The following is a 24,001-nucleotide window of genomic DNA, read 5'->3' on the forward strand; positions in this document are numbered from 1 at the left end:
TTAGTATGTACGTACTTTTGGCGGGAACGCTTCACGATGAACTGGCGTCATGTTGACATCACGCTTCGTCATTGCTTCCGTTTCCGGATTATATATTGAGTGGCACAACCAGTTCTCGTCATCACGCTCAGGGTAATCGAAGCGAGCATGAGCGCCACGGCTTTCAGTACGGTAGTTTGCAGCCACTGCCGTTGAGAAAGCAGTTTCCATCAGGTTATCCAGCTCTAGACATTCAATGCGCTGAGTGTTGAATTCAGATGACTTATCTGCAAGGTGCGCATCTTTCAGACGCTCACGAATGACTTTCAGTTCCTCAAGGCCCGTTGCCATTGCGTCACCTTCACGGAATACCGAGAAGCTGTTTTGCATGCAGGATTGTAGGTCCTTACGGATTTGAACTGGGTCTTCACCACCAGTGCTGTTTTCCCAGCGCATAGTGCGCGCCAGTGACTCTTCAATATCAGACTCTGTTGCAGGGCGAGCTTCTACTTGTGCAGCAAGAGTTTCACCAAGGTGTAGACCTGTCGCGCGGCCAAATACCACTAGATCAAGTAGAGAGTTGCCACCTAAACGGTTCGCACCGTGTACAGAAACTGAGGCAATCTCACCACAAGCAAATAGACCTTGAACTTCCGCTTCACTGCCATCAGCCAACTGCTTAATTGCTTGGCCAGAAACTTGAGTTGGTACACCACCCATCATGTAGTGACAGGTTGGAATAACAGGGATTGGTTCTTTCACAGGGTCAACATGCGCAAAGGTACGCGAAAGCTCACAGATACCTGGTAAACGAGACTCAAGAACGTCTTTACCTAGGTGGTCCAATTTAAGCTTAATATGAGGACCCCATGGACCATCGCATCCGCGACCTTCCCTGATCTCAATCATCATTGAACGAGCAACTACGTCACGGCCAGCAAGGTCTTTCGCGTTAGGTGCATAACGTTCCATGAAACGCTCGCCGTCTTTATTGAGTAGATAACCACCTTCGCCACGACAACCTTCGGTCACAAGCACACCCGCACCAGCGATACCGGTTGGGTGGAACTGCCACATTTCCATATCTTGCATCGGAACACCAGCACGAAGCGCCATACCAACGCCATCACCAGTGTTAATGTGAGCATTCGTCGTAGAAGCATAAATACGGCCAGCTCCACCAGTAGCAAGAATGGTTGCTTTAGACTTGAAGTAACAAATCTCACCGGTTTCCATACAGATCGCTGTACAACCCATGATCGCGCCGTCTTGGTTTTTCACCAAGTCTAGTGCGTACCACTCAGAGAAAATGGTCGTTTTGTGTTTAACGTTTTGTTGGTAAAGCGTATGAAGCAGTGCGTGACCGGTACGGTCTGCAGCAGCAGCAGTACGAGCCGCTTGCTCACCACCAAACTCTTTAGACTGACCACCGAAAGGACGCTGGTAGATAGTACCATTATCAAAGCGAGAGAATGGCAAACCCATTTTCTCCAGTTCGATAACAGACTCAGGCCCGTTCTTACACATATACTCGATGGCATTTTGGTCACCAATGTAGTCCGACCCTTTAACAGTGTCGTACATGTGCCACTGCCAGTTATCTTTGTGTGAGTTGCCTAGTGCGACAGTAATACCACCTTGGGCAGACACAGTATGAGAACGAGTAGGAAATACTTTAGATAGCAAAGCACAAGTCAGGCCTTGCTCAGAAATTTGTAGCGCAGCACGCATGCCTGCACCACCTGCGCCGATTACAACGGCATCAAATTCGCGAACTGGAATAGACACTTACGCACCCCACAGAATAAATAGACCAGAGAAGAAGTAACCAAATAGCACTGCGATAATGCCTAATTGCAGGAATCCGCGTAATTTCGTGCATTTGATGTAGTCCGTAAGAACTTGCCATAGACCAATCCAAGCGTGGATAAGAACCGATACCAACGCAAGCATAGTGAACACTTTAGTAAAAGTGCCACCGAAGAACTGAGTCCAGGATACGTAAGAAATATCTGAGAACGCGCAAAAGCTCACCAGATAGATAGTATAAAGCGTCATAATGATTGCTGTCGCACGGATCAGTAGGAAATCGTGCACACCATTACGACCAAAAGATGAAATGTGTTTTACCATACCAGAATCCCCGCAAGTACAGACAGAACGGCCGTTGCTGCGAATGCAACCTTAGCGCTCATAGCGCCAGATTCCAGCTCTTCAAAATGACCTAGGTCCATCAGCAAATGACGGATACCACCAGCGATATGGTAGGCCAAAGCCGTCAAAATGCCCCACAAAATAAATTTCACAAAGAAACCGTCAACAATATCGACAGCTTGTGCGTAACCTACAGGGGAAGACAGGGAAATGGATAGTAACCAAAGAAGTATCCCGATCGCGACAAACGTAATTACACCTGAAACTCGGTGCAGGATAGATGCGATTGCTGTGATCGGAAAGTTGATAGTCTGCAAATCTAAATTAACAGGTCTTGACTTTCTTTCTTTCACGGGCTTGCTCACTCAGCTCCATTGAAGCATTTATTGTTATGAACGAAATTTGATTGCAAACCTACAAAAGTTAACATCTATTTAACAACAAGCGGGCAAAAAACCGGAGTAAATTTGTAAAATATTTGTTAACAACAAGATTTGAAACGTCACCTCACATTTGTTTCAAGCCTTGAATTTATAAGGTTTCCACCAAAATTTACGGCGCCACTATACGGCTGGAAACATTTTAGCACAATTGATGTAACAATTTTTGCTACACAGAACAGATTTTTAACCTTATACGTATAAAAAATCAAAACAAGTGCACAAGTCGGAGGAGAAAAATTGACTTTGATAACGAACACACGTACAAAAATGTCACACAAACATCCTGGACGGATTAAATAATAAACAAAGGAGATTGTTATGGCAGATAAGAAAGCGACCCTTCATGTTGAAGGTCAAGCGCCTATCGAACTGCCAATTATGGAAGGTGCCCTTGGTACTCCTGTAATTGACGTTCGTAAGCTTGGAGCAAATGGATATTTCACTTTTGACCCAGGTTTTCTTGCCACTGCATCCTGTGAATCTCAAATCACCTACATCGACGGTGGCAAAGGCATTCTTTTACACCGCGGTTATCCTATTGATCAGCTAGCAAATAACGCTGATTACTTAGAAGTATGTTACATCCTTCTTTATGGTGAAGCCCCTACACGAGAACAATACGAGCAATTTAAAGTCACTGTCACGCGCCATACTATGGTACATGAGCAAATCGCGAGCTTTTTCCACGGCTTCCGCCGAGATGCTCACCCGATGGCAGTTATGTGTGGTGTGGTTGGCGCTCTCGCAGCCTTCTACCACGACTCACTAGACATTAATAATGACACTCACCGTGAAATTACGGCCTATCGTCTTCTATCGAAGATGCCTACTCTTGCGGCTATGTGTTATAAATACTCTATCGGTCAACCATTTATCTACCCACGTAACGACCTAAGCTACGCTGAAAACTTCTTGCACATGATGTTTGCTAACCCATGTGAAGAATATGAAGTCAACCCAGTCGTTGCACGTGCAATGGACAAGATTTTTACTCTTCACGCAGACCACGAGCAAAACGCTTCAACATCAACAGTGCGTCTAGCTGGTTCTTCCGGTGCTAACCCATTCGCATGTATTGCCGCGGGTATCGCATCACTATGGGGACCTGCACACGGCGGTGCTAATGAAGCATGTCTGAAGATGCTGGAAGAAATTGGCAGTGTCGACAACATTCCTGAGTACATTGATCGTGCTAAAGACAAGGATGACCCATTCCGCCTAATGGGCTTCGGTCACCGCGTCTACAAGAACTACGACCCACGCGCAACCGTGATGCGTGAAACCTGTCATGACGTTCTGAAAGAACTAAACATTGACGATCCACTACTGGATGTTGCAATGGAACTTGAGCGTATTGCTCTGTCTGATGAGTACTTCGTTTCTAAGAAGCTCTACCCGAATGTAGACTTTTACTCAGGTATCATTCTGAAAGCGATTGGTATTCCGGTTTCTATGTTCACGGTAATCTTTGCACTTTCACGTACCATCGGTTGGATTGCACACTGGAATGAAATGCACAGTGATCCACTTAACCGTATCGGTCGTCCACGTCAGCTTTACACTGGTGAAGTACAGCGTGAATTCTCACCTCTTCATGAGCGTGAATAATGTAGATTCAATATCAAAAGGGCTGACAATGTGTCAGCCCTTTTTGTTTTAGATTGATAATTCACTGTACGTTACACTGGATTGTCAATATCAATAAACTCGACATCCATACCATGCTCTTTGGCTAACCACTCACCCAGCGCTTTTATCCCGTAACGTTCTGTTGCATGATGTCCAGCTGCAAAGTAATGGATATCCATTTCTCTTGCTGTATAAGTCGTTCGTTCAGATACTTCACCTGATATAAATGCATCTAAACCATGCTGAACGGCCAACTCGATAAAGTCCTGCCCTCCTCCCGTGCACCAGCCTACAGTTTCGATCATTTTATCGGTATTTTCTGGTGCAATATGAAGTGGTACACGTTCAAGAACCTGATTTATCTTATTAGCAAACTCAGTACCCGACATGGCCTGTTTAAGCCGCCCAAACATAGCAACAGACTGAGGGTGTCCCTCTAATCCTCCTTCGACTTCAATATCGAGTAGTCGAGCTAATTCTGCGTTATTGCCTAAATCCGGGTGAATGTCCAAGGGTAAATGATAGCCAAATAAGTTAATGTCATTTTTAATCAGGCTTCGAATACGATTTCCTTTCATACCTCGGATAGGTTCAGGTTCACCTTTCCAAAAATAGCCATGATGAACCAGCACTGCATCGGCTTTCATCTCAATCGCTTTATTGATCAGCGCTTGGGATGCTGTGACACCTGTAATTATGCGCTTGATCTCTGATTTCCCCTCAACTTGAAGCCCATTCGGCGCATAATCTTTAATCAAGTGAGGAGAAAGTTTGTCATTGAGGATCTGTTCCAACTGTATGTTTTTCATTTTAACTTCCAGTGACTTCACTATGTGCAAAGTGTATTGTAACTATATAAGGGATGCTAGTTTCAAACCGTTGCGGTTACAATAGCGCTAAGCTTTTGTTTTTAAGGACTAGAGATGAACCAACTTCAACGATTTTATAACTGGATTGCCTCTTCACCATCTCTATTCGTACTAACTCCGCCATTCGAGTCTCTGCAGACTCTGCCAAAAAGCCCTCTAACTGAACTGCATTACCAAGGCAACCCTAGACTCGGTTTTCTATACCAACATTTATGTACCCAGGTTCTCGTCAACAGTGGCCAATATTCTATCAAGCTAGAAGAAGTTCAACTCCATAGGGAAAACGGCCAGACACTCGGGGCTATCGATCTGATTTTGAAAAATGAAAGCTCGAATCAATTAGAGCACTGGGAAGTCGCAATTAAATTCTATTTATTGCACCAAGGTGTTTGGTACGGCCCTAACGCACACGACCAGCTGGATAAGAAACTTGATCGTATGCTCTCTCATCAATTAAAAATGAGTAGTTCAACGCAATTTTCATCTCAGTACCCTGAATTAGACAATTTAACTGAGCATCTCCTGCTTCAGGGGCGGCTCTATATTAATCCATTTTCAAGCGAGACCATTCCTACACACTGTTTAGGCTATGAGATCGATACAACCCAAATATCGGGTTTTTGGTGTTATGAAAGTCAGTGGGAGCTCATTAACGAGCCTCTATACCTACTAGACAAACCGTTCTGGGCAACCGGCAAACAACACTTTGAGCAGCAAATTGACAAACCTGATGGCCGATTTGTTCATGCTCAGACTGAGCAAGGGCAATTTTGGTTTGTGGTCCCAAACAACTGGCCTTACGGATAGTCAATGAAACGCAATTCTCTACACATTAAAAGATCCTAAAAAAGAAAAGGCTGACACTAGGTCAACCTTTCTTTAGCTTAAGTATTTAATTTACAGACCTGCGTCGGCAAACACTTGATTCACGATCTCTTGCGCTTCGGATTCAATGTGCTTTAAATGCTCTGCACCTTTAAAGCTTTCACAGTAAATCTTATAAATATCTTCTGTTCCTGATGGGCGCGCCGCAAACCAACCGTTATCAGTTGTTACTTTAAGGCCACCAATCGCAGCGCCGTTACCAGGAGCATGAGTTAAACGAGCGATAATCTTATCCCCCGCTAGCGTCTCTGCTTTGACCATTTCTGCAGACAGCTTTTTCAACACCTCTTTTTGAGGCCCACTTGCTACTGCTTGAATGCGATTATATTGAGACTCACCATGCTTAGCTGCCAGCTCTTCATAATATTCTTGTGGATTCTTGCCCGTTACCGCTGTGATTTCAGCAGCTAGCAGACACAAGATAATACCGTCTTTGTCTGTTGACCATGGAGTACTATCTTTACGCAAGAACGAAGCTCCTGCACTTTCTTCACCACCAAAGCCGAACTGTCCTTGATATAAACCATCAACGAACCACTTGAAACCAACTGGTACTTCACACAGCTCACGACCTAAATCTGCGACCACACGATCAATCAATGCACTAGAAACTAGCGTTTTACCCACTGCAACTTCACTTCCCCAACCTTGGCGATGGCGATACAGGTAATCAATGCACACAGCTAAGAAGTGGTTCGGGTTCATCAAGCCTTTAGGCGTCACGATACCATGGCGGTCGTAATCGGGATCATTACCAAAAGCCAAATCATACTCGTCTTTTAGCGCCAGTAATCCAGCCATAGCGTAAGGTGAAGAACAATCCATACGCACAACGCCGTCTTTATCCAAAGACATAAACTGGAAAGAAGGATCGATAGCTTCACTGACTAGAGTAAGATCCAAGTTATACGCTGCTGCAATTTGTCGCCAGTAGTCGATCCCACTGCCACCAAGCGGGTCAACGCCGATCTTGAGGTTTGATTTTTGGATGGCCTCCATATCAATCACATTTACCAGATCGTCAACGTATGGTTTAACTAAGTCTTTCTCTGTGAAAAGTGCTGATGCTTTTGCCTCAGCTAGCGGCATACGCTTCACACCTTGCAAGCCTTCAGCAATCAGCATATTAGCTCGATCTTGGATCGCCTGAGTGAGCTCACCTTCTGCCGGACCACCGTGCGTTGGGTTGTACTTGATACCACCATCTTGCGGAGGGTTATGTGATGGCGTGATGACAATGCCATCAGCTTTATCTTGATGTTTAAGGTTATGAGTCAAAATCGCGTGTGACACCCCTGGCGTCGGCGTGTAACCATTGTCTTGCTGAACAACGACTTGAACTCCGTTTGCAATCAATACTTCAACAACACTGGAAAAAGCAGGCTCTGACAAAGCATGCGTATCTTTGCCTACAAATAGAGGCCCAGTCGTTTTTTTCTCAGCACGCACTTCGGCTATCGCTTGGGCGATCGCCAAGATATGATTTTCGTTGAAGGTAGATTTGTCCGCAGTACCGCGGTGTCCAGAAGTACCGAATTCAACCTTGTGTTGTGGATTAGCAGAGTCAGGTTGAAGTAGGAAATAGTTCGCGACAAGTGCAGGAATATTATGCAGGTCCTGCTGTTGGGCTTTTTGTCCCGCGCGTGGGTGCATAGCCATTTTGACATCCTTTCTTAAAAATTATCAGAAACAAAAAAACCTCATAATACTCAGAGCTATTTGAACATTATGAGGTTTAAATCAGAATTCTTAAATTGAGTTCGTGACCTTCTCAATTAAATCAGCGGGGAAGTTCATTCTCGCCATCAACTGATCAACCATTTGGCGCTTGCGACTGGTGTTGTTGTTAGTAATCACCCAGAAAGGCGAGCCAGGAATCGCTTTTGGTTTTGTCGTGTTACCGCTCTCTAGCAACGTTTGCTCATTGTTAGCAAAATACACGCGCTTACGACCTTTGACTTGAGTTGCTTCTGAAAATCCCTGCGGGTCAATGCGGTTCAGAGTCGACAATACCAGCATGAATCGATCAATGGCCTTTTTCAGACCAGCAAACTCATCAGAAATCAGCAATGAGCGCATTGCTTTTACGCTATCTACTTTCTCTTCTTTTGCAGCATCACGACTCACCACAATTCCTTTAGGTTGTGCGGCTTGCACGACTGGTGCTGATGCTTGATTCTGCTCATCAACCGCGAGAAGGCGACGTAAAATGTCTGATGCACTTTCACCGATGTGTTGGGTTTGACCTGCGATGTAACGGTATAGATCCTCATCAACCTCAATTGTTTTCATTCGCTTTTCACAATCTCTATGTTTAAACTCTGTGGGATTATATACCCAAGTCCCCTCAATATGCGAGTTCCAGATTTGCTATCTGAAGCAGATCCATGGCCGAATGAGGCGCTACGTTAAACCAGTCACGAATAGAATAAAATGTCACAACTGCTCAACTATAAAATCGAAGGTGAGGGTCACACCATAGTTTTGATCCACGGCTTATTTGGCAACCTAGATAACCTGGGTCTACTCGCTCGTGATTTACGCCAAGATTTTCAGGTGGTCAGCATTGATCTGCGCAATCATGGTTTGTCTTTTCAATCCCCTCAGCACAATTATGAGTTGATGGCTGAAGATGTATTAAATACGCTGCAGCACCTTGAGCTTGAACGCTACATACTGGTTGGTCATTCAATGGGCGGTAAAGTGGCAATGAAATTAGCAGAGCTTGCTCAAACTCAAGTTGAAAAGCTGTTGGTTTTAGATATGGCGCCGGTTGCTTACAGCCAACGTCGACACGACAATGTTTTTGCAGGCCTAAAAGCTGTACTGGAACAGCAACCAACTTCACGTAAGCAAGCTCTCGATATTCTCGCTCAGCACATAGAGATTGAAGGCGTCAGGCAGTTTCTTGGCAAGTCGCTATACAATAACGGTGAGCATTTAGAATGGCGTTTCAATGTTGCTAGCCTTTGGGACAATTACGCACAGATTTTAGGTTGGAATCCAATAGATAAAATCACCACTCCCACTCTGATGGTGAAAGGTGGAGACTCAGACTACCTCACCACTGAGCATCAAAGTGAAGTGCAAAAGCAATTCGCCAACGTAAAAGCGCATGTTATTGCTAATACTGGTCACTGGTTACACGCAGAAAAACCCCAAGAAGTTTTGCGTGCGATACGCAAATTTATCGCTTAAAAACAGAATGAGAGGTCAGTTGCGCCCAGCCCGTTAACTTTATCTTTTAACAGTGGTATAGTTCGGCGCAAGTAATTTGGCATAAAGGGATCCCATGCTCTACGACTATATGAACATGCTCGAGTCCATTGGTCTCGATCTTCTTTTCGCGTCTATCTTTTTCCTGATTGGTATGGCGATTAAAGACGTGTTAAAGGCTGGGAATGTTCCTCCTTTTGGTCGTCGCATTGTATGGTTAGTCCTATTCCTTGGTTGTGCTGGATTTATCGCCAAAGGCATTATTCAGATTAGCTGGGAAGGTGGCGGTATCGGCTGATATCAACCGGAACCCACAACAGAAATTAGTAAAGGTAACGAATCTATGGCAAGTGTAGGCATCTTCTTTGGTAGCGACACAGGTAACACTGAAGCTGTTGCAAAGATGATTCAAAAGCAACTAGGTAAACAACTGATTCACGTTCAAGATATCGCGAAAAGTAGCAAAGAGGATATCGATAACTTCGATCTTCTGCTACTCGGCATTCCAACTTGGTACTATGGTGAAGCGCAATGTGACTGGGATGATTTTTTCCCAGAGCTAGAGCAAATTGACTTCTCTACCAAGCTTGTTGCTATCTTTGGCTGTGGTGACCAAGAAGATTACGCTGAGTACTTCTGTGATGCTATGGGCACTGTGCGTGACATTGTCGAAGCTAAAGGCGGAACTATCCTAGGCTACACATCGACGGAAGGTTACGAATTCGAAGCCTCTAAAGGACTCGTCGAAGGTGATGACAGCCAGTTTGTTGGTCTATGCATTGACGAAGATCGCCAGCCTGAACTTACTGATGAACGCGTAACTAACTGGTGTAAACAAATTCACGAAGAAATGTGCTTAGCTGAGTTAGAAGGCTAACCAAGTTCTTTGAAAGTTCTCTTTTGATGGATTGAAAATACCCTCAAGCATGTATGTTTGAGGGTATTTTTTATAGGCAAAACGAATTTAAATCAAATCGATGAGCTCTTGTTCTGTTTTGATTTCTATCCCTAGTTCTTGAGCCTTCGCCAGTTTAGAACCGGCATTTTCGCCAGCAAATAAGATATCCGTTTTCTTACTGACACTACCGGTCACCTTTGCGCCTAATTCCTGTAAGGCTGCTTTTGCTTCATTGCGAGAAAGTTGAGACAACGACCCCGTCAGTACCACCGTCTTTCCAGCTAAAGGTTGAGGGATATCTTGGCTTTTCTCTTCGATTGCCGGCCACACTATGCCTTGCTCGATGAGATCATCAATCACTTGTTGATTTTTCTCTTGACCAAAGAAAGCAATCACATGACTAGCAACAATATTTCCTATATCGGACACCTCAATTAGCTGCTCATGAGTGGCCGTTTTAACCGCATCTAGGGTTTTAAAATGCTGAGCTAAATTCGCTGCGGTCGCCTCACCAACCTCTCGAATACCAAGAGAGTACAGAAAGCGCGGTAAGGTTGTTGATTTCGCTTTATTGAGCGCATCCACTATATTTTGTGCTGATTTAGGGCCCATACGATCTAGGACCGTTATTACCCCAGCAGACAGTTTAAACAAATCAGCCGGAGTCTCGACCATCTCACGATCGACCAATTGTTCAATAACCTTGTCCCCTAAGCCATCAACATCCAAAGCTTTACGCGAGACAAAATGTTTGAGTGCTTCTTTACGTTGCGCCTGACAAACCAGACCTCCAGAGCATCTAGCCACCGCTTCGCCTTCAACACGTTCAATATCCGAGCTACACACCGGACACTGCTCAGGAAAGACAATATTTTTTGCAGATTCGGGCCTACGTTCTTTGATCACTGAAACGATTTGTGGAATAACGTCCCCCGCACGGCGGACAATCACACTATCTCCCACTTTGACGCCCAAACGTTCAATCTCATCGGCATTGTGCAACGTCGCGTTGCTGACAGTAACCCCACCAACAAAAACCGGTTCAAGCTTGGCCACTGGAGTAATCGCCCCTGTTCGGCCTACCTGAAACTCAACGCCATTAAGTAAGGTAATCTCTTCTTGTGCAGGAAACTTGTAGGCAATCGCCCATCGAGGAGCTCTCGCAACAAACCCCAGTTGTTCCTGCAGTACAATATCGTCCACTTTAATCACCACACCATCAATCTCATAAGAAAGAGCATCTCGACGCGTTAAAATATCGTGGTAATACACTTTGACTTCATCAAGATTGGAGACTCGCCGAGTCTCAGGACACATTGGCATTCCCCAACCTTTTAACTGCAAAAATCGCTCATAATGGCTCTTTGACAATGTGGCGCCTTCTACCACACCAACGCTGTACGCATAAAAGCTCAATGGTCGAGTCGCCGTGATACGGGAGTCCAACTGACGCAGACTGCCTGCAGCGGCATTACGTGGATTGACAAACACTTTCTCGCCCTTTTTAAGTGCCTGTTGATTGAGCTTGTCGAAACCTGCCTTTGGCATAAAGACTTCACCACGAACTTCAATACGTTGTGGCCAACCCTGACCACTAAGTTTAAGAGGAATAGATTTGATGGTACGTACATTTTCGGTAATATTTTCTCCCGTAGCCCCATCACCTCGAGTGGCTGCCCGAACTAAGACTCCATTCTCATACAACAAGCTCACCGCAAGACCATCCAGTTTCGGTTCGCAGCAGAAAGCACTGAAATCAGCTGAGGGAGCACGCACTGTCATGCGTTTATGGAAACTGTCCAGTTCGCTATCATCGAATGCATTATCCAAAGATAACATCGGAATCTCATGCGTTACCGATTCGAAACCACTAAGCGGCTGACCTCCGACACGCTGGCTTGGAGAGTCAAGAGTGATCAGCTCAGGGTGTTCCGCTTCAAGTGCTAACAATTCTCGCATCAAGCGGTCATATTCCGCATCAGGAACCTCAGGGTTGTCTTCAACATAGTACTTCACACCGTGGTAATGAAGGGTTTCACGTAACTGATTGAGTTTTTCTTGAATCTCTTGTGACATAACTAACTCTGTACTTAAACATTCTAATCACCAATATCATCGAGATATCAGCAAAGGATTGACAGGGGGATGAGTAGGCTTTACTGGCTTATTAACCAAACCATACTCAAAAAATAAAGGCTCCGGATTCGGAGCCTTTATAAGGTTCTTGGCGAATTACGCGCTGTTCGCCGCTTTAAAATCCTGAATTTGAGCTCGATACGCATCCAGACGATTCGGCGTCATCAGGTTACGAGCATCATCCAAAACATTCGCTCCCAAGTCATCCGCGATCTGCTGCGCGGTTTTCAACATCAGTTTGAAATTCTGCTCAGGGTCTCCATAACAAGGTAATGTCATAAAGAACGAAATACCCTGAGTGGTAAATTCTGCCGGATCGGTATGCTCAAGCGTACCTGGTTGCATCATATTCGCCACACTAAACAAAACCTTACCTGTACCAGACAAGTCTGCATGGCGATGGAAAATATCCATTTCACCGTAAAGTAAACCATTCTGCTGCATACTATCGAACAATTTTGTACCCACAAATGGCTCAGGGCCCGCGCAGTGGACATTAAGAACAATAACCTGCATCTCGGGTTCTTCTTCGCTTTCTGAGGCGATCAGCTCTTCGTCATTCGCTTCAACGACCTCAGTGCTAATGTCATCGACGGCTGCCACTGGCTCGATAGAGGGCTCAACCTCATCCGGAACTTGAGTCGAAATAGAAGGCATATCGAGTTCAGGTTCGTTGACAATGTTCTGCTCCGCTACGGTTTGTGGAGGCTCAACCTCGGAATAACCATCAATCAGCGGATCTGCAGTAATATTGCCTTCAGTGAAATCCGGTTCTTTACGTTCTTTGCGAATAATTTCAAAATCATCCTCAGGCGCAAACGCACGCTCAGGCATGAGCTCAGAATCATCTTCTTTATCGACGTCTAACTTGCGAAGTGGCTTACTGCCAAACTTGGCTTTTCCTTCTTTTTTGCTTGTCCATAAACCGTGAAACAGTAGCGCTGCTATTGCTAAAGCTCCGACGATTATGAGTACAAATCGCAATTCCTGCATTTTTCGCTCTCAAATTATTCGATATACCTAGCCCGTAAACCAACTTATCGAATCTGGTTAAACCTTTCTATAACTAACTCTACCAAAACTCTCCCCTGTTTTAGAACAACTTAATGTGAGAAGTTCACGCAATGTTGTGATTTTGAACACGCTTTTTTCTTGTTAAGATAAAATACGTTCGTTTTTACACCATAACTCAGTCAGTGCTTATGAATTCAAAAATACATCAACGTTCCGGTTTTGGTTATTTCTTCTATGGCCTTGAGCTTGCGATCAAACCCGGTATTCGTCAATTTGTGCTACTGCCTTTATTAGCCAATATTCTGCTTGTTGGGGGGGCGCTTTTTTACCTATTTTCTCATTTAGATATCTGGATTGAACAGCTCATGGGACAACTACCTGAGTTTCTTTCTTGGTTAAGCTATGTGTTGTGGCCTTTATTGGTCGTGACAATTTTAGCGACGTTTTCTTATTTCTTTAGCACATTGGCAAATTTTGTCGCGGCCCCATTTAATGGGTTACTGGCAGAAAAAGTGGAAGAATACCTAACAGGAAGTAAGGTCAATGAAGATGGCGTATTGGCAGTGGTTAAAGACACTCCAAGAATTCTAGCCAGAGAGTGGAGAAAACTGCTTTATGTTCTACCAAAGGCTATCGGTCTGTTTATTTTATTGCTGATTCCCGCCTTAGGACAAACACTAGGCCCAGTTCTTTGGTTTGGGTTCACAGCGTGGATGCTTGCCATTCAATACTGTGATTATCCGTTTGATAACCATAAGGTCCCGTTTAATGAGATGCGTAACAGTTTGAAACAAAAACAAGGTAAGGCGTACAGCTTCGGCGCTTTAGTCGCCATCTTTACCACAATCCCAATTTTAAACCTGATTGTTATGCCTGTTGCTGTTTGTGGCGCGACAGCGATTTGGGTATCAGAGTTCAAGCGTTAACAGGTAAATAGTGCATGTTAGCTGAATAACATGCACTTCATCCCATTCTAATAAGTTATAACTTTTTAATCCTTCTCTACTATTTTCAGCTAGCCTACTCTTCTATCCACGCACTCTATATCGAGCAAATAAATGACCAGCCTATTGCCCTCATACTATGGTCGATAAGCTTTTAACAGATGAAGGATCACGACATGAGCAAAATCTACGAAGATAACTCTCTTACCATCGGTAATACTCCTCTAGTACGTCTAAATAAAGTCAGTAAAGGTAAAGTACTGGCAAAAGTTGAAGCTCGTAACCCAAGCTTTAGTGTTAAATGTCGTATTGGCGCAAACATGATCTGGGAAGCGGAAAAAGAAGGTACCCTAAAACCGGGAGTCGAGCTTGTAGAGCCAACCAGTGGTAATACAGGTATTGCTCTGGCTTTCGTTGCCGCCGCTCGTGGTTACAAGCTTACTCTGACAATGCCAGAATCTATGAGTCTTGAGCGTCGTAAGCTTCTTAAAGCATTAGGTGCAAACCTTGAGCTCACAGAAGCAGCAAAAGGAATGAAAGGCGCAATCGCGAAAGCAGAAGAGATTGTGGCAAGCAACCCTGACAAATACCTACTATTACAACAGTTCAACAACCCAGCGAACCCACAAATCCACGAAAAAACCACAGGCCCTGAAATTTGGGAAGCCACTGATGGTGAAATTGATGTCTTCGTTGCTGGTGTTGGTACGGGTGGTACCATCACAGGCACAAGCCGATACATCAAAGAAGAGAAAGGCAAGAACATTGTTTCTGTGGCAGTAGAGCCAGCTGAGTCTCCAGTGATTGCACAAGCGCTAGCAGGGGAAGAAATTCAACCAGCACCACACAAAATCCAAGGTATTGGTGCAGGCTTCATCCCAGGCAACCTAGATTTAGAACTGTTAGACCGCGTTGAGTCCGTCACTTCTGAAGAAGCGATCGAAATGGCTCGTCGCCTAATGGAAGAGGAAGGAATTCTTGCTGGAATCTCTTCAGGTGCAGCCGTTGTAGCCGCGAACAGACTAGCAGAACTACCTGAATTTGAAGGAAAAACTATCGTAACCGTTCTACCAAGCTCCGGTGAACGTTACCTCAGTTCTGCGTTGTTTGCTGGTATATTTACCGAGAAAGAGAACCAACAATAATACGTAGCGAAATCAATTTTTCATCTAAAAAAGCCCCTTTCAGGGGCTTTTTTGTTGATCCTTGCCTCACCTTTGGTAATAATCAGGTCAGTTTTATTTTTAGCTTCAAAATAAAAGCTAAGTAAGAATTAACGCCAGTTATGATATCCGGCACAGATTGGAATCATAACCGGAAAACTTGCAATCAGTATCGGTTATGACACGAAATGAATAGTGTGTATTTGGCACATTACAGAGTTAAGGGTTAAGCTGATTCTGATTAAGAAACTATCAAAATATAAATCAATTGGGGTATATAACATGTACGAGAAGCAAGTAGAAATCACTGCAGAAAACGGTCTTCACACTCGTCCAGCTGCACAGTTCGTTAAAGAAGCTAAAGGCTTTGATGCGGACATCACTGTGACTTCTAACGGTAAAAGCGCTAGCGCAAAGAGCCTATTCAAACTGCAAACTCTTGGCCTTGTAAAAGGTACGCAAGTTACTATCTCAGCTGAGGGCCCTCAAGCTCAACAAGCTGTTGACCACCTAGTTGCTCTAATGGATCAACTACACTAATCCGGTCTCCTATTTCTAAAGCCATTTTGTGAAAGCAAAATGGCTTTGTTGGAAATAGGCCAAGATATAAGCTACACATTATCGTTAGCACACTCATATTTTCTCCCGTTTTAAAAGTTGACCAACTTAAGGTAAGGCTATGATTTCAGGCATCCTAGCATCTCCAGGTATTGCTATTGGTAAAGCACTACTCCTTCAAGAAGATGAAATTGTCCTAAACACTAACTCGATTACTGACGCTCAAGTCGACGCTGAAGTGGCACGTTTCTTTGACGCGCGTAACAAATCAGCAGCTCAGCTTGAAACCATCAAGCAAAAAGCGCTTGAAACTTTCGGTGAAGAGAAAGAAGCGATCTTCGAAGGTCATATCATGCTTCTTGAAGATGAAGAGCTAGAAGAAGAAATCCTAGCACTGATCAAAAATGACAAGATGCATGCCGATAACGCGATCCACACAGTTATCGAAGAACAGGCAACCGCTCTTGAGTCTCTAGACGACGAATACTTAAAAGAACGTGCAACAGATATCCGTGATATCGGCACGCGCTTTGTGAAAAATGCACTGGGCATTAACATTGTTTCGCTCAGCGACATTGATGAGGAAGTGATCCTAGTCGCTTACGACCTAACACCATCTGAAACAGCACAAATCAACCTTGATTACGTACTTGGTTTTGCTTGTGACATCGGCGGTCGTACTTCTCACACTTCAATCATGGCTCGTTCACTAGAACTTCCTGCTATCGTTGGTACTAACGATATCACTAAGCAAGTTAAAAACGGCGACATGTTGATTCTTGACGCAATGAACAACAAAGTCGTTATCAACCCATCTGAAGCTGAGCTAGCAGAGGCGAAAGCGGTTAAAGCCGCATTCATTGCCGAAAAAGAAGAGCTAGCAAAACTGAAAGACCTCCACGCAGAAACGACTGACGGTCACCGCGTAGAAGTGTGCGGTAACATTGGTACCGTTAAAGACTGTGACGGTATCATTCGCAATGGTGGTGAAGGTGTAGGCCTGTACCGCACTGAATTCCTATTTATGGATCGTGACGCACTACCAACAGAAGAAGAGCAGTACCAAGCATACAAAGATGTTGCGGAAGCTATGAACGGTCAAGCGGTGATAATCCGTACTATGGATATCGGCGGTGACAAAGATCTCCCATATATGGACCTGCCACAAGAAATGAACCCATTTCTAGGTTGGCGTGCTGTACGTATCAGCTTGGATCGCCGTGAAATTCTACGTGACCAGCTACGCGGTATTCTGCGTGCATCTGCGCACGGTAAGCTGCGTATCATGTTCCCAATGATCATCTCTGTTGAAGAAATTCGTGAGCTTAAGACAGCCATCGAAGAGTACAAAGCAGAACTCCGCGCTGAAGGTCATGCTTTCGATGAGAACATCGAAATCGGCGTCATGGTTGAAACACCAGCAGCTGCAGCAATCGCGCACCACCTAGCGAAAGAAGTCGCATTCTTCTCTATCGGTACTAACGACCTTACTCAGTACACACTAGCTGTAGACCGTGGTAACGAGATGATTTCTCACTTGTACAACCCTCTATCACCAGCAGTGCTAACAGTCATCAAGCAAGTGATTGACGCTTCTCACGCTGAAGGTAAGTGGACAGGTATGTGTGGCGAGCTAGCAGGTGATGAACGTGCCACGCTCCTACTTCTGGGCATGGGGCTTGATGAGTTCTCTATGAGCGGCATCTCTATCCCGAAAGTGAAGAAAGTTATCCGTAACTCTAACTTCGCAGAAGTAAAAGCAATGGCTGAAGAAGCACTTTCTCTACCAACTGCGGCTGAAATTGAAGCGGTTGTAGAAAAATTCATCGCAGAGAAAACTCAATAATTAACTGATACCAATAAGATAGGCGGCTAAAAATAGTCGTCTATCTTGTGAGATTGGTATACTATAATTCGACAGAATTAAATAAAACGTTAGGAGCATGACACAATGGGTCTGTTTGACAAACTTAAGAAGCTAGTATCTGACGACAGCGCTGACGCAGGTGCAATTGAAATCATCGCGCCTCTTTCTGGTGAAATCGTAAACATCGAAGATGTGCCAGATGTCGTTTTTGCTGAGAAAATCGTTGGTGACGGTATTGCTATCAAACCAGCTGGCAGCAAAATGGTAGCTCCTGTAAACGGTACAATCGGTAAGATCTTCGAAACTAACCATGCATTCTCAATTGAGTCTGATGACGGTGTAGAGCTATTCGTTCACTTCGGTATCGACACGGTTGAACTAAAAGGCGAAGGCTTCAAGCGTATTGCTGAAGAAGGTCAGTCTGTTAAAGCTGGTGACACTATCATTGAGTTTGATCTTGCACTTCTTGAAGAAAAAGCAAAATCAACTCTGACTCCTGTTGTTATCTCTAACATGGACGAAATCAAAGAGTTGAACAAACTGTCTGGTTCAGTATCTGTTGGTGAAACACCTGTTTTACGTGTAACTAAGTAATAACCACTTAGCCAAACACAAAAAACGCAGCTCTTCAGCTGCGTTTTTTATTGCCCCGATATAACTTACTTAAGCCCAAGCGCATATTTCAGCACCTGATTTTTCAGTGATCCCGCATTTTCCGCCAACTTCAAGGCGGCATTACGCACAAACTTCAATGGCGCTAGATCATTACTAAAGCTCTTATAAAAAAAGTCCATTCCCGATTGCATCAGCAAATTATCTGGACGACGCTTACGTTCATATAACTTTAGCAAGTCATGAGAAAGGTGTTTTTTATCTGCAGTGACTTCAAGCAGGGCTTCTACATCTTTAAAACCAATGTTAACTCCCTGCCCTGCCAGAGGATTAATCGTATGAGCCGCATCCCCTGCCAGCACACAACCTAACGAAGAGTAGGATTGTGCGTGTCGTCGAGTTAAAGGGAATGAACCAAACTGGAGTACTTTGATATCGCCTAACTCCTCAGGGAAATGAGCTAAAACCTCTTGTCTCAATTGCTCGTTACTCATTGAGCACAACTGCTTGATGCGTTTAGGTGAGTCATACCACACTAGCGAACCTTGATTACCGCACAACGGTAAAAATGAGCGTGGCCCAGAGGGAGTGAATTGCTGCCAAGTAATGTCTTGCTGTGACCGCTCTGTTTCTACATTAATCAACATACAGTGCTGGCGATAGTCCCAAGCGGTCACTCCAATACCAGCAAGCGTTCGAACCTGGGAGTTTGCTCCGTCTGCTCCAACGACCAAGCTGGCATCAAAACACTGACCAGAACTGAGCTTCACCGAACAAGGCTGACCGAATTGAATGTCATCTAAGCGGTCAGGGCAGCAAACTGTAATATTCGAGTACCGTTCAAATTCAGCCCATAAGCCTAACTGGATCAAACGATTTTCGACAATGTAGCCAAGTCGGTCCATATTCAGTGCATCAGCATGAAAACGGGTTCTGCATTCCGGATGCTCCCAAGTCTCCAGCCTACGATAAGGACATACTCGCATCTGTGCTATTGCCTGCCATGCACCCAGCTCTTCTAATATCGATACAGAATGCTCCGAGATTGCAGATACTCTGATATCCATCGGCTGTTCAGGTTCAAATGGCTGGGGAGCACGGCCTTCAACTACAACAACTTGTCGTCCTTGTTTTGCAAAACCGACAGCTATCGCAGCGCCAACCATACCTCCACCGATGATGGCTACATCATATCTGGTCATAACTTGTACTTTATTCGTTGATTATCAGGCTGTTTTTCATTGTACTTTTTCATTATCAAAATGTAACGAAAAACCTCAGCACAGATAAGGTCAAACCCCTTACATAACATAGGATTTAACTGAATGTGTGACAGCACTAGTCAGTGAGTTTTTAAAGCAGTACAATACGCCGCTTACCGCCGAGAGGGCGGCTAAAATATCGTCAGCCACCTTGAAGCTAAAGAGCGGCTGGCATGGTTACACTGGGCGATTTGCTCCCTTAATTTAAACTAACGATCGAGCGAACAACATGAGTAAAAAACTGCTAATTAAAACCTGGGGCTGCCAGATGAACGAATACGATTCATCTAAGATGGCTGATCTACTGAATGCGGCAAACGGCTATGAGCTAACAGAAGAACCAGAAGAAGCAGACGTACTACTACTGAATACCTGTTCTATCCGCGAAAAAGCGCAAGAGAAGGTATTCCACCAGCTAGGTCGTTGGAAAACCCTGAAAGACAAAAAAGAAGGCGTTGTGATAGGCGTGGGTGGCTGTGTCGCCACTCAAGAAGGCGATCACATTCGCGAACGTGCTCCATACGTTGACGTGATCTTTGGCCCTCAGACCTTGCACCGTTTGCCAGAAATGATCAAACAATCGCAAAGCAACGAAGCGCCCGTCATGGACATTTCTTTTCCTGAAATAGAAAAGTTTGACCGCTTACCAGAGCCAAAAGCCGAAGGTGCAACCGCGTTTGTATCTATCATGGAAGGCTGCTCTAAGTACTGTACCTATTGTGTTGTACCCTACACGCGTGGTGAAGAAGTCAGTCGCCCAATGGATGATGTACTCTTCGAAATCGCGCAGCTTGCTGATCAAGGCGTACGTGAAGTAAACCTATTAGGTCAGAACGTAAACGCATACCGTGGCCCAACACATGAAGGCGATATTTGCTCTTTCGCAGAATTACTACGTCTTGTTGCCTCTATTGATGGCATCGATCGTATTCGCTTCACAACTAGTCACCCACTAGAGTTCACTGACGACATCATCGCCGTTTACGAAGATACACCAGAGCTGGTGAGCTTCCTGCACCTACCAGTACAAAGTGGTAGTGACCGCATTCTAACCATGATGAAGCGCCCACACACCGCGATTGAATACAAGTCGATCATTCGCAAGCTTCGTAAAGCGCGTCCAGATATCCAAATCAGTTCGGACTTTATTGTTGGCTTCCCTGGTGAAACCGACATGGATCATCAAGCGACGATGAAACTCATCAAAGACGTCGATTTCGACATGAGCTTTAGCTTTATCTTCTCTCCTCGCCCGGGTACACCAGCAGCTGATTACCCATGCGATCTTTCAGAGCAAACCAAGAAAGAGCGTCTTTACGAGCTGCAACAAACAGTCAACGCACAAGCAATGCGTTACTCTCGTCTAATGCTAGGTACTGAGCAGCGCGTTCTTGTTGAAGGCCCTTCGAAAAAGAATCTAATGGAGCTGCGAGCACGTACAGAGAATAACCGCGTGGTTAACTTTGAAGGCAACGCAGACCTAATTGGGCAATTTGTCGATGTCAAAATTACCGATGTTTTTGCTAACTCACTGCGTGGTGAAATTGTTCGCACCGAGAAAGATATGGACCTGCGAACTGTCATTTCTCCAACTCAAATGATGGCGAAAACCAAACGCGAAGATGAGCTAGGTGTAGCAACCTTTACGCCTTAAGTTTGAAATTAGCTTGAATTTACCCAACTCTGATACCATCTTAGAGAAAGGTATATAAAGTCACTAAAAGCCCGGTCTAAATCGGGCTTTTTTAGAGTGACAAACAATGAGAGGCAACTTTGAGCAATAAAATTGTGACTCTAGAGATCGATCTAGAACCTTCAGACAACCGCCGCCTTGCTAGCCTTTGCGGTCCTTTCGATGACAATATCAAGCACTTAGAACGCCGCTTAGGTGTTGAGATCAGCTACCGAGGCAATTTCTTTACCATTGTAGGTAAACCTCATACCGCTGCTGCTGCTCTTGAAATCATCAAGACACTTTACGTCAACACCGCACCTATACGCGGTAATATTCCAGATATTGAGCCAGAAGAAATCCATCTGGCTATCAAAGAAACTGGCGTTCTCGAGCAAGATACCGAATCTAACATCGAGCATGGTAAAGAAGTCTTTATCAAGACCAAAAAAGGCGTGATAAAACCGCGTACACCAAACCAGGCTCAGTATCTGGTCAATATGGTCACGCATGACATCTCTTTCGGTATTGGCCCAGCCGGTACAGGTAAGACATATCTTGCGGTTGCGGCAGCCGTAGATGCTCTCGAACGTCAAGAGATTCGTCGTATTCTGCTAACACGTCCTGCTGTTGAAGCGGGTGAAAAACTGGGTTTTCTCCCTGGTGACTTAAGCCAAAAAGTCGATCCGTATCTACGCCCACTCTATGACGCGCTGTTCGAAATGCTCGGCTTTGAAAAAGTCGAGAAGTTGATTGAACGCAATGTCATTGAAGTAGCGCCACTGGCTTATATGCGCGGTCGTACGTTGAATGATGCTTTCATTATTCTCGATGAAAGTCAGAACACTACTGTTGAACAGATGAAGATGTTCCTGACTCGTATCGGTTTTAATTCACGCGCAGTCATTACGGGTGACGTCACTCAAATCGACTTGCCTCGCGGGGCAAAATCCGGGCTTCGCCACGCCATTGAAGTGCTTAACGAGGTGGATGAAATAAGCTTTAATTTCTTCCAATCTGACGATGTCGTTCGACACCCAGTGGTTGCACGTATCGTCAATGCCTATGAGAAGTGGGAAGCGCAAGATCAGAAAGAGCGTAAAGAGTATGAGAAGCGACGTCGTGAAGAGCGTGAAGCGAAACTTCAGGAAGCGCCAACGGCTCAGCCTACTGTCACTCCGGAGACGAAACCTTCATGAGCATCGAACTAGATCTTCAATTAGCAGTCGAAGATGAAAAAGGCCTACCAAGCTTTGAAGATGTTCATCTCTGGTTAAGCTCTACTGTGACAAAGTTTCAGCCTCAAGCCGAAGTCACCGTTCGTATTGTCGATGAGCAAGAAAGCCACCAGTTAAACCATGATTATCGTGGTAAAGATAAGCCAACCAATGTGTTGTCTTTTCCATTTGAAGCCCCTCCGGGTATTGAGATGGACTTACTGGGTGACCTTATCATCTGTAAACAAGTGGTGGAGCAAGAAGCTGCTCAGCAATCTAAGCCCTTAATGGCACACTGGGCGCATATGGTTGTACATGGTAGCCTGCATCTGCTAGGTTATGATCATATTGAGGATGACGAAGCCGAAGAGATGGAGTCCCTCGAAACAGAAATCATGCTAGATATGGGGTTTGAAGACCCATACATAGCTGAAAAAGAGTCACCTTAGGGTAACTCGCATGTGAGGGTTTGAGAGTTCATTATTTACCTCTCTCATGCCCTCAACGTGAGCTATCACACTTCTGATAGCGTTACTTAATTGAGAAACAATGAACGAAGACAATTCGCCCTCTTCTCTAGAAGGTAAAAAAGAAAAATCTGAAGGTCCGAGTAGAAAGTCCTTCTTCGGACGCCTAGGTCAACTATTTCAAGGCGAACCTAAAGATCGCCAAGAGCTTGTGGAAGTATTCCGCGACTCAGAAGAAAATGACCTGATAGACCATGATACCCGAGACATGCTTGAAGGCGTTATGGAAATCGCAGAAATGCGCGTGCGCGATATTATGATCCCACGCTCTCAAATGGTTACCGTTGATCGTAGCGACGACTTAGACGCTCTGGTTAACCTGATTACTGACGCGCAACACTCGCGCTACCCTGTCATCAGTGAAGACAAAGACCATGTTGAAGGCATCCTGTTAGCGAAGGACTTACTTAAATATTTAGGCTCAGACAGTGCTCCATTTGATATTGAACAAGTGATTCGCCCTGCGGTCGTAGTTCCTGAAAGTAAACGAGTAGATCGTCTACTAAAAGAGTTCCGTGAGGAACGTTATCACATGTCAATTGTCGTAGATGAGTTCGGTGGTGTTTCTGGTCTTGTGACTATCGAAGATATTCTCGAAGAAATCGTTGGAGACATCGAAGATGAGTTCGATGACGAAGAAGAGCTCGATATCCGTAAACTCAGCAAACACACCTACGCAGTAAAAGCCCTGACAACCATTGAAGAGTTTAACGAAACCTTTCATACCTCCTTCAGTGATGAAGAAGTGGATACCGTTGGCGGCATGGTAATGACAGCGTTCGGCCACCTCCCTTCACGTGGTGAATTAGTGGAGATCGAAAACTATAGCTTTAAAGTTACCTCTGCGGACAACCGCCGGGTGTTGCAACTTCAAGTGACAATACCTGACGAAGAGCCTCTTCCGGAACCAGCTGAAGAGTAACGCTAATTTCCCCAAGTTCGGGGTATTCAGAAGT

The 24,001-nt window shown here is 44.8% G+C and carries 23 protein-coding genes; 14 read left to right on the forward strand and 9 right to left on the reverse strand.

From position 1 onward, the window contains the following. From sdhA to sdhC, 3 genes are read right to left on the reverse strand one after another with little or no spacing between them, the layout of a single operon-like run. Entirely contained in the window at positions 1-1,767 is a 1,767-nt protein-coding gene (gene sdhA, locus L1D23_RS06490) for a succinate dehydrogenase flavoprotein subunit (RefSeq protein WP_239838325.1), read from the reverse strand. Then, entirely contained in the window at positions 1,768-2,112 is a 345-nt protein-coding gene (sdhD, locus tag L1D23_RS06495) for a succinate dehydrogenase, hydrophobic membrane anchor protein (RefSeq protein WP_239838326.1), read from the reverse strand. Beyond that, complete coding sequence (gene sdhC / locus L1D23_RS06500; protein WP_006959581.1) at positions 2,106-2,498, reverse strand: succinate dehydrogenase cytochrome b556 subunit; 393 nt, start codon at positions 2,496-2,498, stop codon at positions 2,106-2,108. Before sdhC ends, sdhD begins: the two co-directional genes overlap by 7 nt. Positions 2,499-2,894: 396 nt before the next feature. Between sdhC and L1D23_RS06505 the strand changes: the two genes are divergently transcribed. Beyond that, the gene (locus tag L1D23_RS06505) at positions 2,895-4,184 is read left to right on the forward strand and encodes a citrate synthase (RefSeq protein ID WP_239838327.1); all 1,290 of its coding nucleotides are present in this window, start codon (positions 2,895-2,897) and stop codon (positions 4,182-4,184) included. Between the two features lie 71 nt (positions 4,185-4,255). On the opposite strand, the gene L1D23_RS06510 is transcribed toward L1D23_RS06505, so the two are convergent. Then, positions 4,256-5,014: a Nif3-like dinuclear metal center hexameric protein gene (locus tag L1D23_RS06510; RefSeq protein WP_239864917.1), complete on the reverse strand. Its 759-nt coding sequence runs from the start codon at positions 5,012-5,014 to the stop codon at positions 4,256-4,258. A 114-nt stretch (positions 5,015-5,128) separates the two neighbouring features. Between L1D23_RS06510 and L1D23_RS06515 the strand changes: the two genes are divergently transcribed. Continuing rightward, a complete protein-coding gene (locus L1D23_RS06515) occupies positions 5,129-5,881 on the forward strand; it encodes a DUF1853 family protein (RefSeq protein ID WP_239864918.1) in 753 nt (250 codons plus the stop codon). Positions 5,882-5,971: 90 nt separating this feature from the next. On the opposite strand, the gene pgm is transcribed toward L1D23_RS06515, so the two are convergent. Both pgm and seqA read right to left on the reverse strand, forming a co-directional pair. Beyond that, positions 5,972-7,618 carry a phosphoglucomutase (alpha-D-glucose-1,6-bisphosphate-dependent) gene (gene pgm / locus L1D23_RS06520; RefSeq protein WP_239864919.1) on the reverse strand — a complete coding sequence of 549 codons (1,647 nt, stop codon included), beginning with the start codon at positions 7,616-7,618 and terminating at the stop codon, positions 5,972-5,974. A 90-nt stretch (positions 7,619-7,708) separates the two neighbouring features. After that, positions 7,709-8,251, reverse strand: a complete 543-nt coding sequence (seqA, locus tag L1D23_RS06525) for a replication initiation negative regulator SeqA (RefSeq protein ID WP_239838331.1) — start codon at positions 8,249-8,251, stop codon at positions 7,709-7,711. A 141-nt stretch (positions 8,252-8,392) separates the two neighbouring features. On the opposite strand from seqA, the gene L1D23_RS06530 reads away from it, so the two are divergent. The 3 genes from L1D23_RS06530 (at position 8,393) to fldA (ending at position 10,052) form a co-directional block, all read left to right on the forward strand. Beyond that, complete coding sequence (locus tag L1D23_RS06530) at positions 8,393-9,157, forward strand: alpha/beta fold hydrolase (protein WP_239864921.1); 765 nt, start codon at positions 8,393-8,395, stop codon at positions 9,155-9,157. 94 nt (positions 9,158-9,251) lie between these two features. Further along, complete coding sequence (locus L1D23_RS06535) at positions 9,252-9,473, forward strand: DUF2788 domain-containing protein (protein ID WP_239838333.1); 222 nt, start codon at positions 9,252-9,254, stop codon at positions 9,471-9,473. Positions 9,474-9,518: 45 nt separating this feature from the next. Further along, on the forward strand, positions 9,519-10,052 hold the full coding sequence (gene fldA, locus L1D23_RS06540; RefSeq protein WP_239838334.1) for a flavodoxin FldA: 534 nt from the start codon (positions 9,519-9,521) through the stop codon (positions 10,050-10,052). Positions 10,053-10,139: 87 nt separating this feature from the next. On the opposite strand, the gene ligA is transcribed toward fldA, so the two are convergent. Both ligA and zipA read right to left on the reverse strand, forming a co-directional pair. Continuing rightward, positions 10,140-12,149, reverse strand: coding sequence for an NAD-dependent DNA ligase LigA (gene ligA, locus L1D23_RS06545; RefSeq protein ID WP_239864923.1), 2,010 nt, complete (start codon positions 12,147-12,149; stop codon positions 10,140-10,142). A 156-nt stretch (positions 12,150-12,305) separates the two neighbouring features. After that, positions 12,306-13,202 (reverse strand): cell division protein ZipA, encoded by an 897-nt coding sequence (gene zipA, locus L1D23_RS06550; protein WP_239864925.1) that lies wholly within the window; start codon positions 13,200-13,202, stop codon positions 12,306-12,308. Between the two features lie 209 nt (positions 13,203-13,411). Between zipA and cysZ the strand changes: the two genes are divergently transcribed. The 5 genes from cysZ (at position 13,412) to crr (ending at position 18,349) form a co-directional block, all read left to right on the forward strand. After that, positions 13,412-14,149, forward strand: a complete 738-nt coding sequence (cysZ, locus tag L1D23_RS06555) for a sulfate transporter CysZ (protein ID WP_239838337.1) — start codon at positions 13,412-13,414, stop codon at positions 14,147-14,149. Between the two features lie 194 nt (positions 14,150-14,343). Beyond that, on the forward strand, positions 14,344-15,312 hold the full coding sequence (cysK, locus tag L1D23_RS06560) for a cysteine synthase A (protein WP_239864927.1): 969 nt from the start codon (positions 14,344-14,346) through the stop codon (positions 15,310-15,312). A 300-nt stretch (positions 15,313-15,612) separates the two neighbouring features. After that, entirely contained in the window at positions 15,613-15,870 is a 258-nt protein-coding gene (locus tag L1D23_RS06565) for an HPr family phosphocarrier protein (protein ID WP_006957371.1), read from the forward strand. Between the two features lie 139 nt (positions 15,871-16,009). Next, positions 16,010-17,734: a phosphoenolpyruvate-protein phosphotransferase PtsI gene (ptsI, locus tag L1D23_RS06570; RefSeq protein WP_239864928.1), complete on the forward strand. Its 1,725-nt coding sequence runs from the start codon at positions 16,010-16,012 to the stop codon at positions 17,732-17,734. Positions 17,735-17,839: 105 nt separating this feature from the next. Continuing rightward, positions 17,840-18,349, forward strand: coding sequence for a PTS glucose transporter subunit IIA (gene crr / locus L1D23_RS06575; protein WP_239838340.1), 510 nt, complete (start codon positions 17,840-17,842; stop codon positions 18,347-18,349). A gap of 65 nt (positions 18,350-18,414) precedes the next feature. Here crr and L1D23_RS06580 read toward each other — a convergent pair whose 3' ends face one another. Continuing rightward, positions 18,415-19,569: a 2-octaprenyl-3-methyl-6-methoxy-1,4-benzoquinol hydroxylase gene (locus tag L1D23_RS06580; RefSeq protein ID WP_239864930.1), complete on the reverse strand. Its 1,155-nt coding sequence runs from the start codon at positions 19,567-19,569 to the stop codon at positions 18,415-18,417. Between the two features lie 289 nt (positions 19,570-19,858). Here L1D23_RS06580 and miaB point away from each other — a divergent pair, with 289 nt between their 5' ends. From miaB to corC, 4 genes are all read left to right on the forward strand, one after another. Further along, positions 19,859-21,283, forward strand: coding sequence for a tRNA (N6-isopentenyl adenosine(37)-C2)-methylthiotransferase MiaB (gene miaB, locus L1D23_RS06585; protein WP_239864932.1), 1,425 nt, complete (start codon positions 19,859-19,861; stop codon positions 21,281-21,283). A gap of 119 nt (positions 21,284-21,402) precedes the next feature. Beyond that, a complete protein-coding gene (locus L1D23_RS06590) occupies positions 21,403-22,500 on the forward strand; it encodes a PhoH family protein (protein WP_239864935.1) in 1,098 nt (365 codons plus the stop codon). Then, a complete protein-coding gene (gene ybeY / locus L1D23_RS06595; protein WP_239864937.1) occupies positions 22,497-22,967 on the forward strand; it encodes an rRNA maturation RNase YbeY in 471 nt (156 codons plus the stop codon). Before L1D23_RS06590 ends, ybeY begins: the two co-directional genes overlap by 4 nt. Positions 22,968-23,067: 100 nt before the next feature. Further along, positions 23,068-23,967 (forward strand): CNNM family magnesium/cobalt transport protein CorC, encoded by a 900-nt coding sequence (corC, locus tag L1D23_RS06600; RefSeq protein ID WP_239864939.1) that lies wholly within the window; start codon positions 23,068-23,070, stop codon positions 23,965-23,967. Positions 23,968-24,001: the final 34 nt, after the last annotated feature.

The organism is Vibrio sp. Isolate24 (genome assembly GCF_022398215.1).
In the GTDB taxonomy this organism is placed as follows: domain Bacteria; phylum Pseudomonadota; class Gammaproteobacteria; order Enterobacterales; family Vibrionaceae; genus Vibrio; species Vibrio coralliilyticus_A.

Bases quoted from the DNA above. Each gene is read 5' to 3' on its own strand.
- zipA (WP_239864925.1), bottom strand. From the start codon at position 13,202: ATGCAGGAATTGCGATTTGTACTCATAATCGTCGGAGCTTTAGCAATA.
- fldA (WP_239838334.1), top strand. From the start codon at position 9,519: ATGGCAAGTGTAGGCATCTTCTTTGGTAGCGACACAGGTAACACTGAA.
- ptsI (WP_239864928.1), top strand. From the start codon at position 16,010: ATGATTTCAGGCATCCTAGCATCTCCAGGTATTGCTATTGGTAAAGCA.
- pgm (WP_239864919.1), bottom strand. From the start codon at position 7,618: ATGGCTATGCACCCACGCGCGGGACAAAAAGCCCAACAGCAGGACCTG.
- miaB (WP_239864932.1), top strand. From the start codon at position 19,859: ATGAGTAAAAAACTGCTAATTAAAACCTGGGGCTGCCAGATGAACGAA.
- ybeY (WP_239864937.1), top strand. From the start codon at position 22,497: ATGAGCATCGAACTAGATCTTCAATTAGCAGTCGAAGATGAAAAAGGC.
- L1D23_RS06565 (WP_006957371.1), top strand. From the start codon at position 15,613: ATGTACGAGAAGCAAGTAGAAATCACTGCAGAAAACGGTCTTCACACT.
- ligA (WP_239864923.1), bottom strand. From the start codon at position 12,149: ATGTCACAAGAGATTCAAGAAAAACTCAATCAGTTACGTGAAACCCTT.
- L1D23_RS06580 (WP_239864930.1), bottom strand. From the start codon at position 19,569: ATGACCAGATATGATGTAGCCATCATCGGTGGAGGTATGGTTGGCGCT.
- L1D23_RS06535 (WP_239838333.1), top strand. From the start codon at position 9,252: ATGCTCTACGACTATATGAACATGCTCGAGTCCATTGGTCTCGATCTT.
- corC (WP_239864939.1), top strand. From the start codon at position 23,068: ATGAACGAAGACAATTCGCCCTCTTCTCTAGAAGGTAAAAAAGAAAAA.
- L1D23_RS06505 (WP_239838327.1), top strand. From the start codon at position 2,895: ATGGCAGATAAGAAAGCGACCCTTCATGTTGAAGGTCAAGCGCCTATC.
- sdhD (WP_239838326.1), bottom strand. From the start codon at position 2,112: ATGGTAAAACACATTTCATCTTTTGGTCGTAATGGTGTGCACGATTTC.
- L1D23_RS06530 (WP_239864921.1), top strand. From the start codon at position 8,393: ATGTCACAACTGCTCAACTATAAAATCGAAGGTGAGGGTCACACCATA.
- L1D23_RS06515 (WP_239864918.1), top strand. From the start codon at position 5,129: ATGAACCAACTTCAACGATTTTATAACTGGATTGCCTCTTCACCATCT.
- cysK (WP_239864927.1), top strand. From the start codon at position 14,344: ATGAGCAAAATCTACGAAGATAACTCTCTTACCATCGGTAATACTCCT.
- L1D23_RS06510 (WP_239864917.1), bottom strand. From the start codon at position 5,014: ATGAAAAACATACAGTTGGAACAGATCCTCAATGACAAACTTTCTCCT.
- seqA (WP_239838331.1), bottom strand. From the start codon at position 8,251: ATGAAAACAATTGAGGTTGATGAGGATCTATACCGTTACATCGCAGGT.
- cysZ (WP_239838337.1), top strand. From the start codon at position 13,412: ATGAATTCAAAAATACATCAACGTTCCGGTTTTGGTTATTTCTTCTAT.
- crr (WP_239838340.1), top strand. From the start codon at position 17,840: ATGGGTCTGTTTGACAAACTTAAGAAGCTAGTATCTGACGACAGCGCT.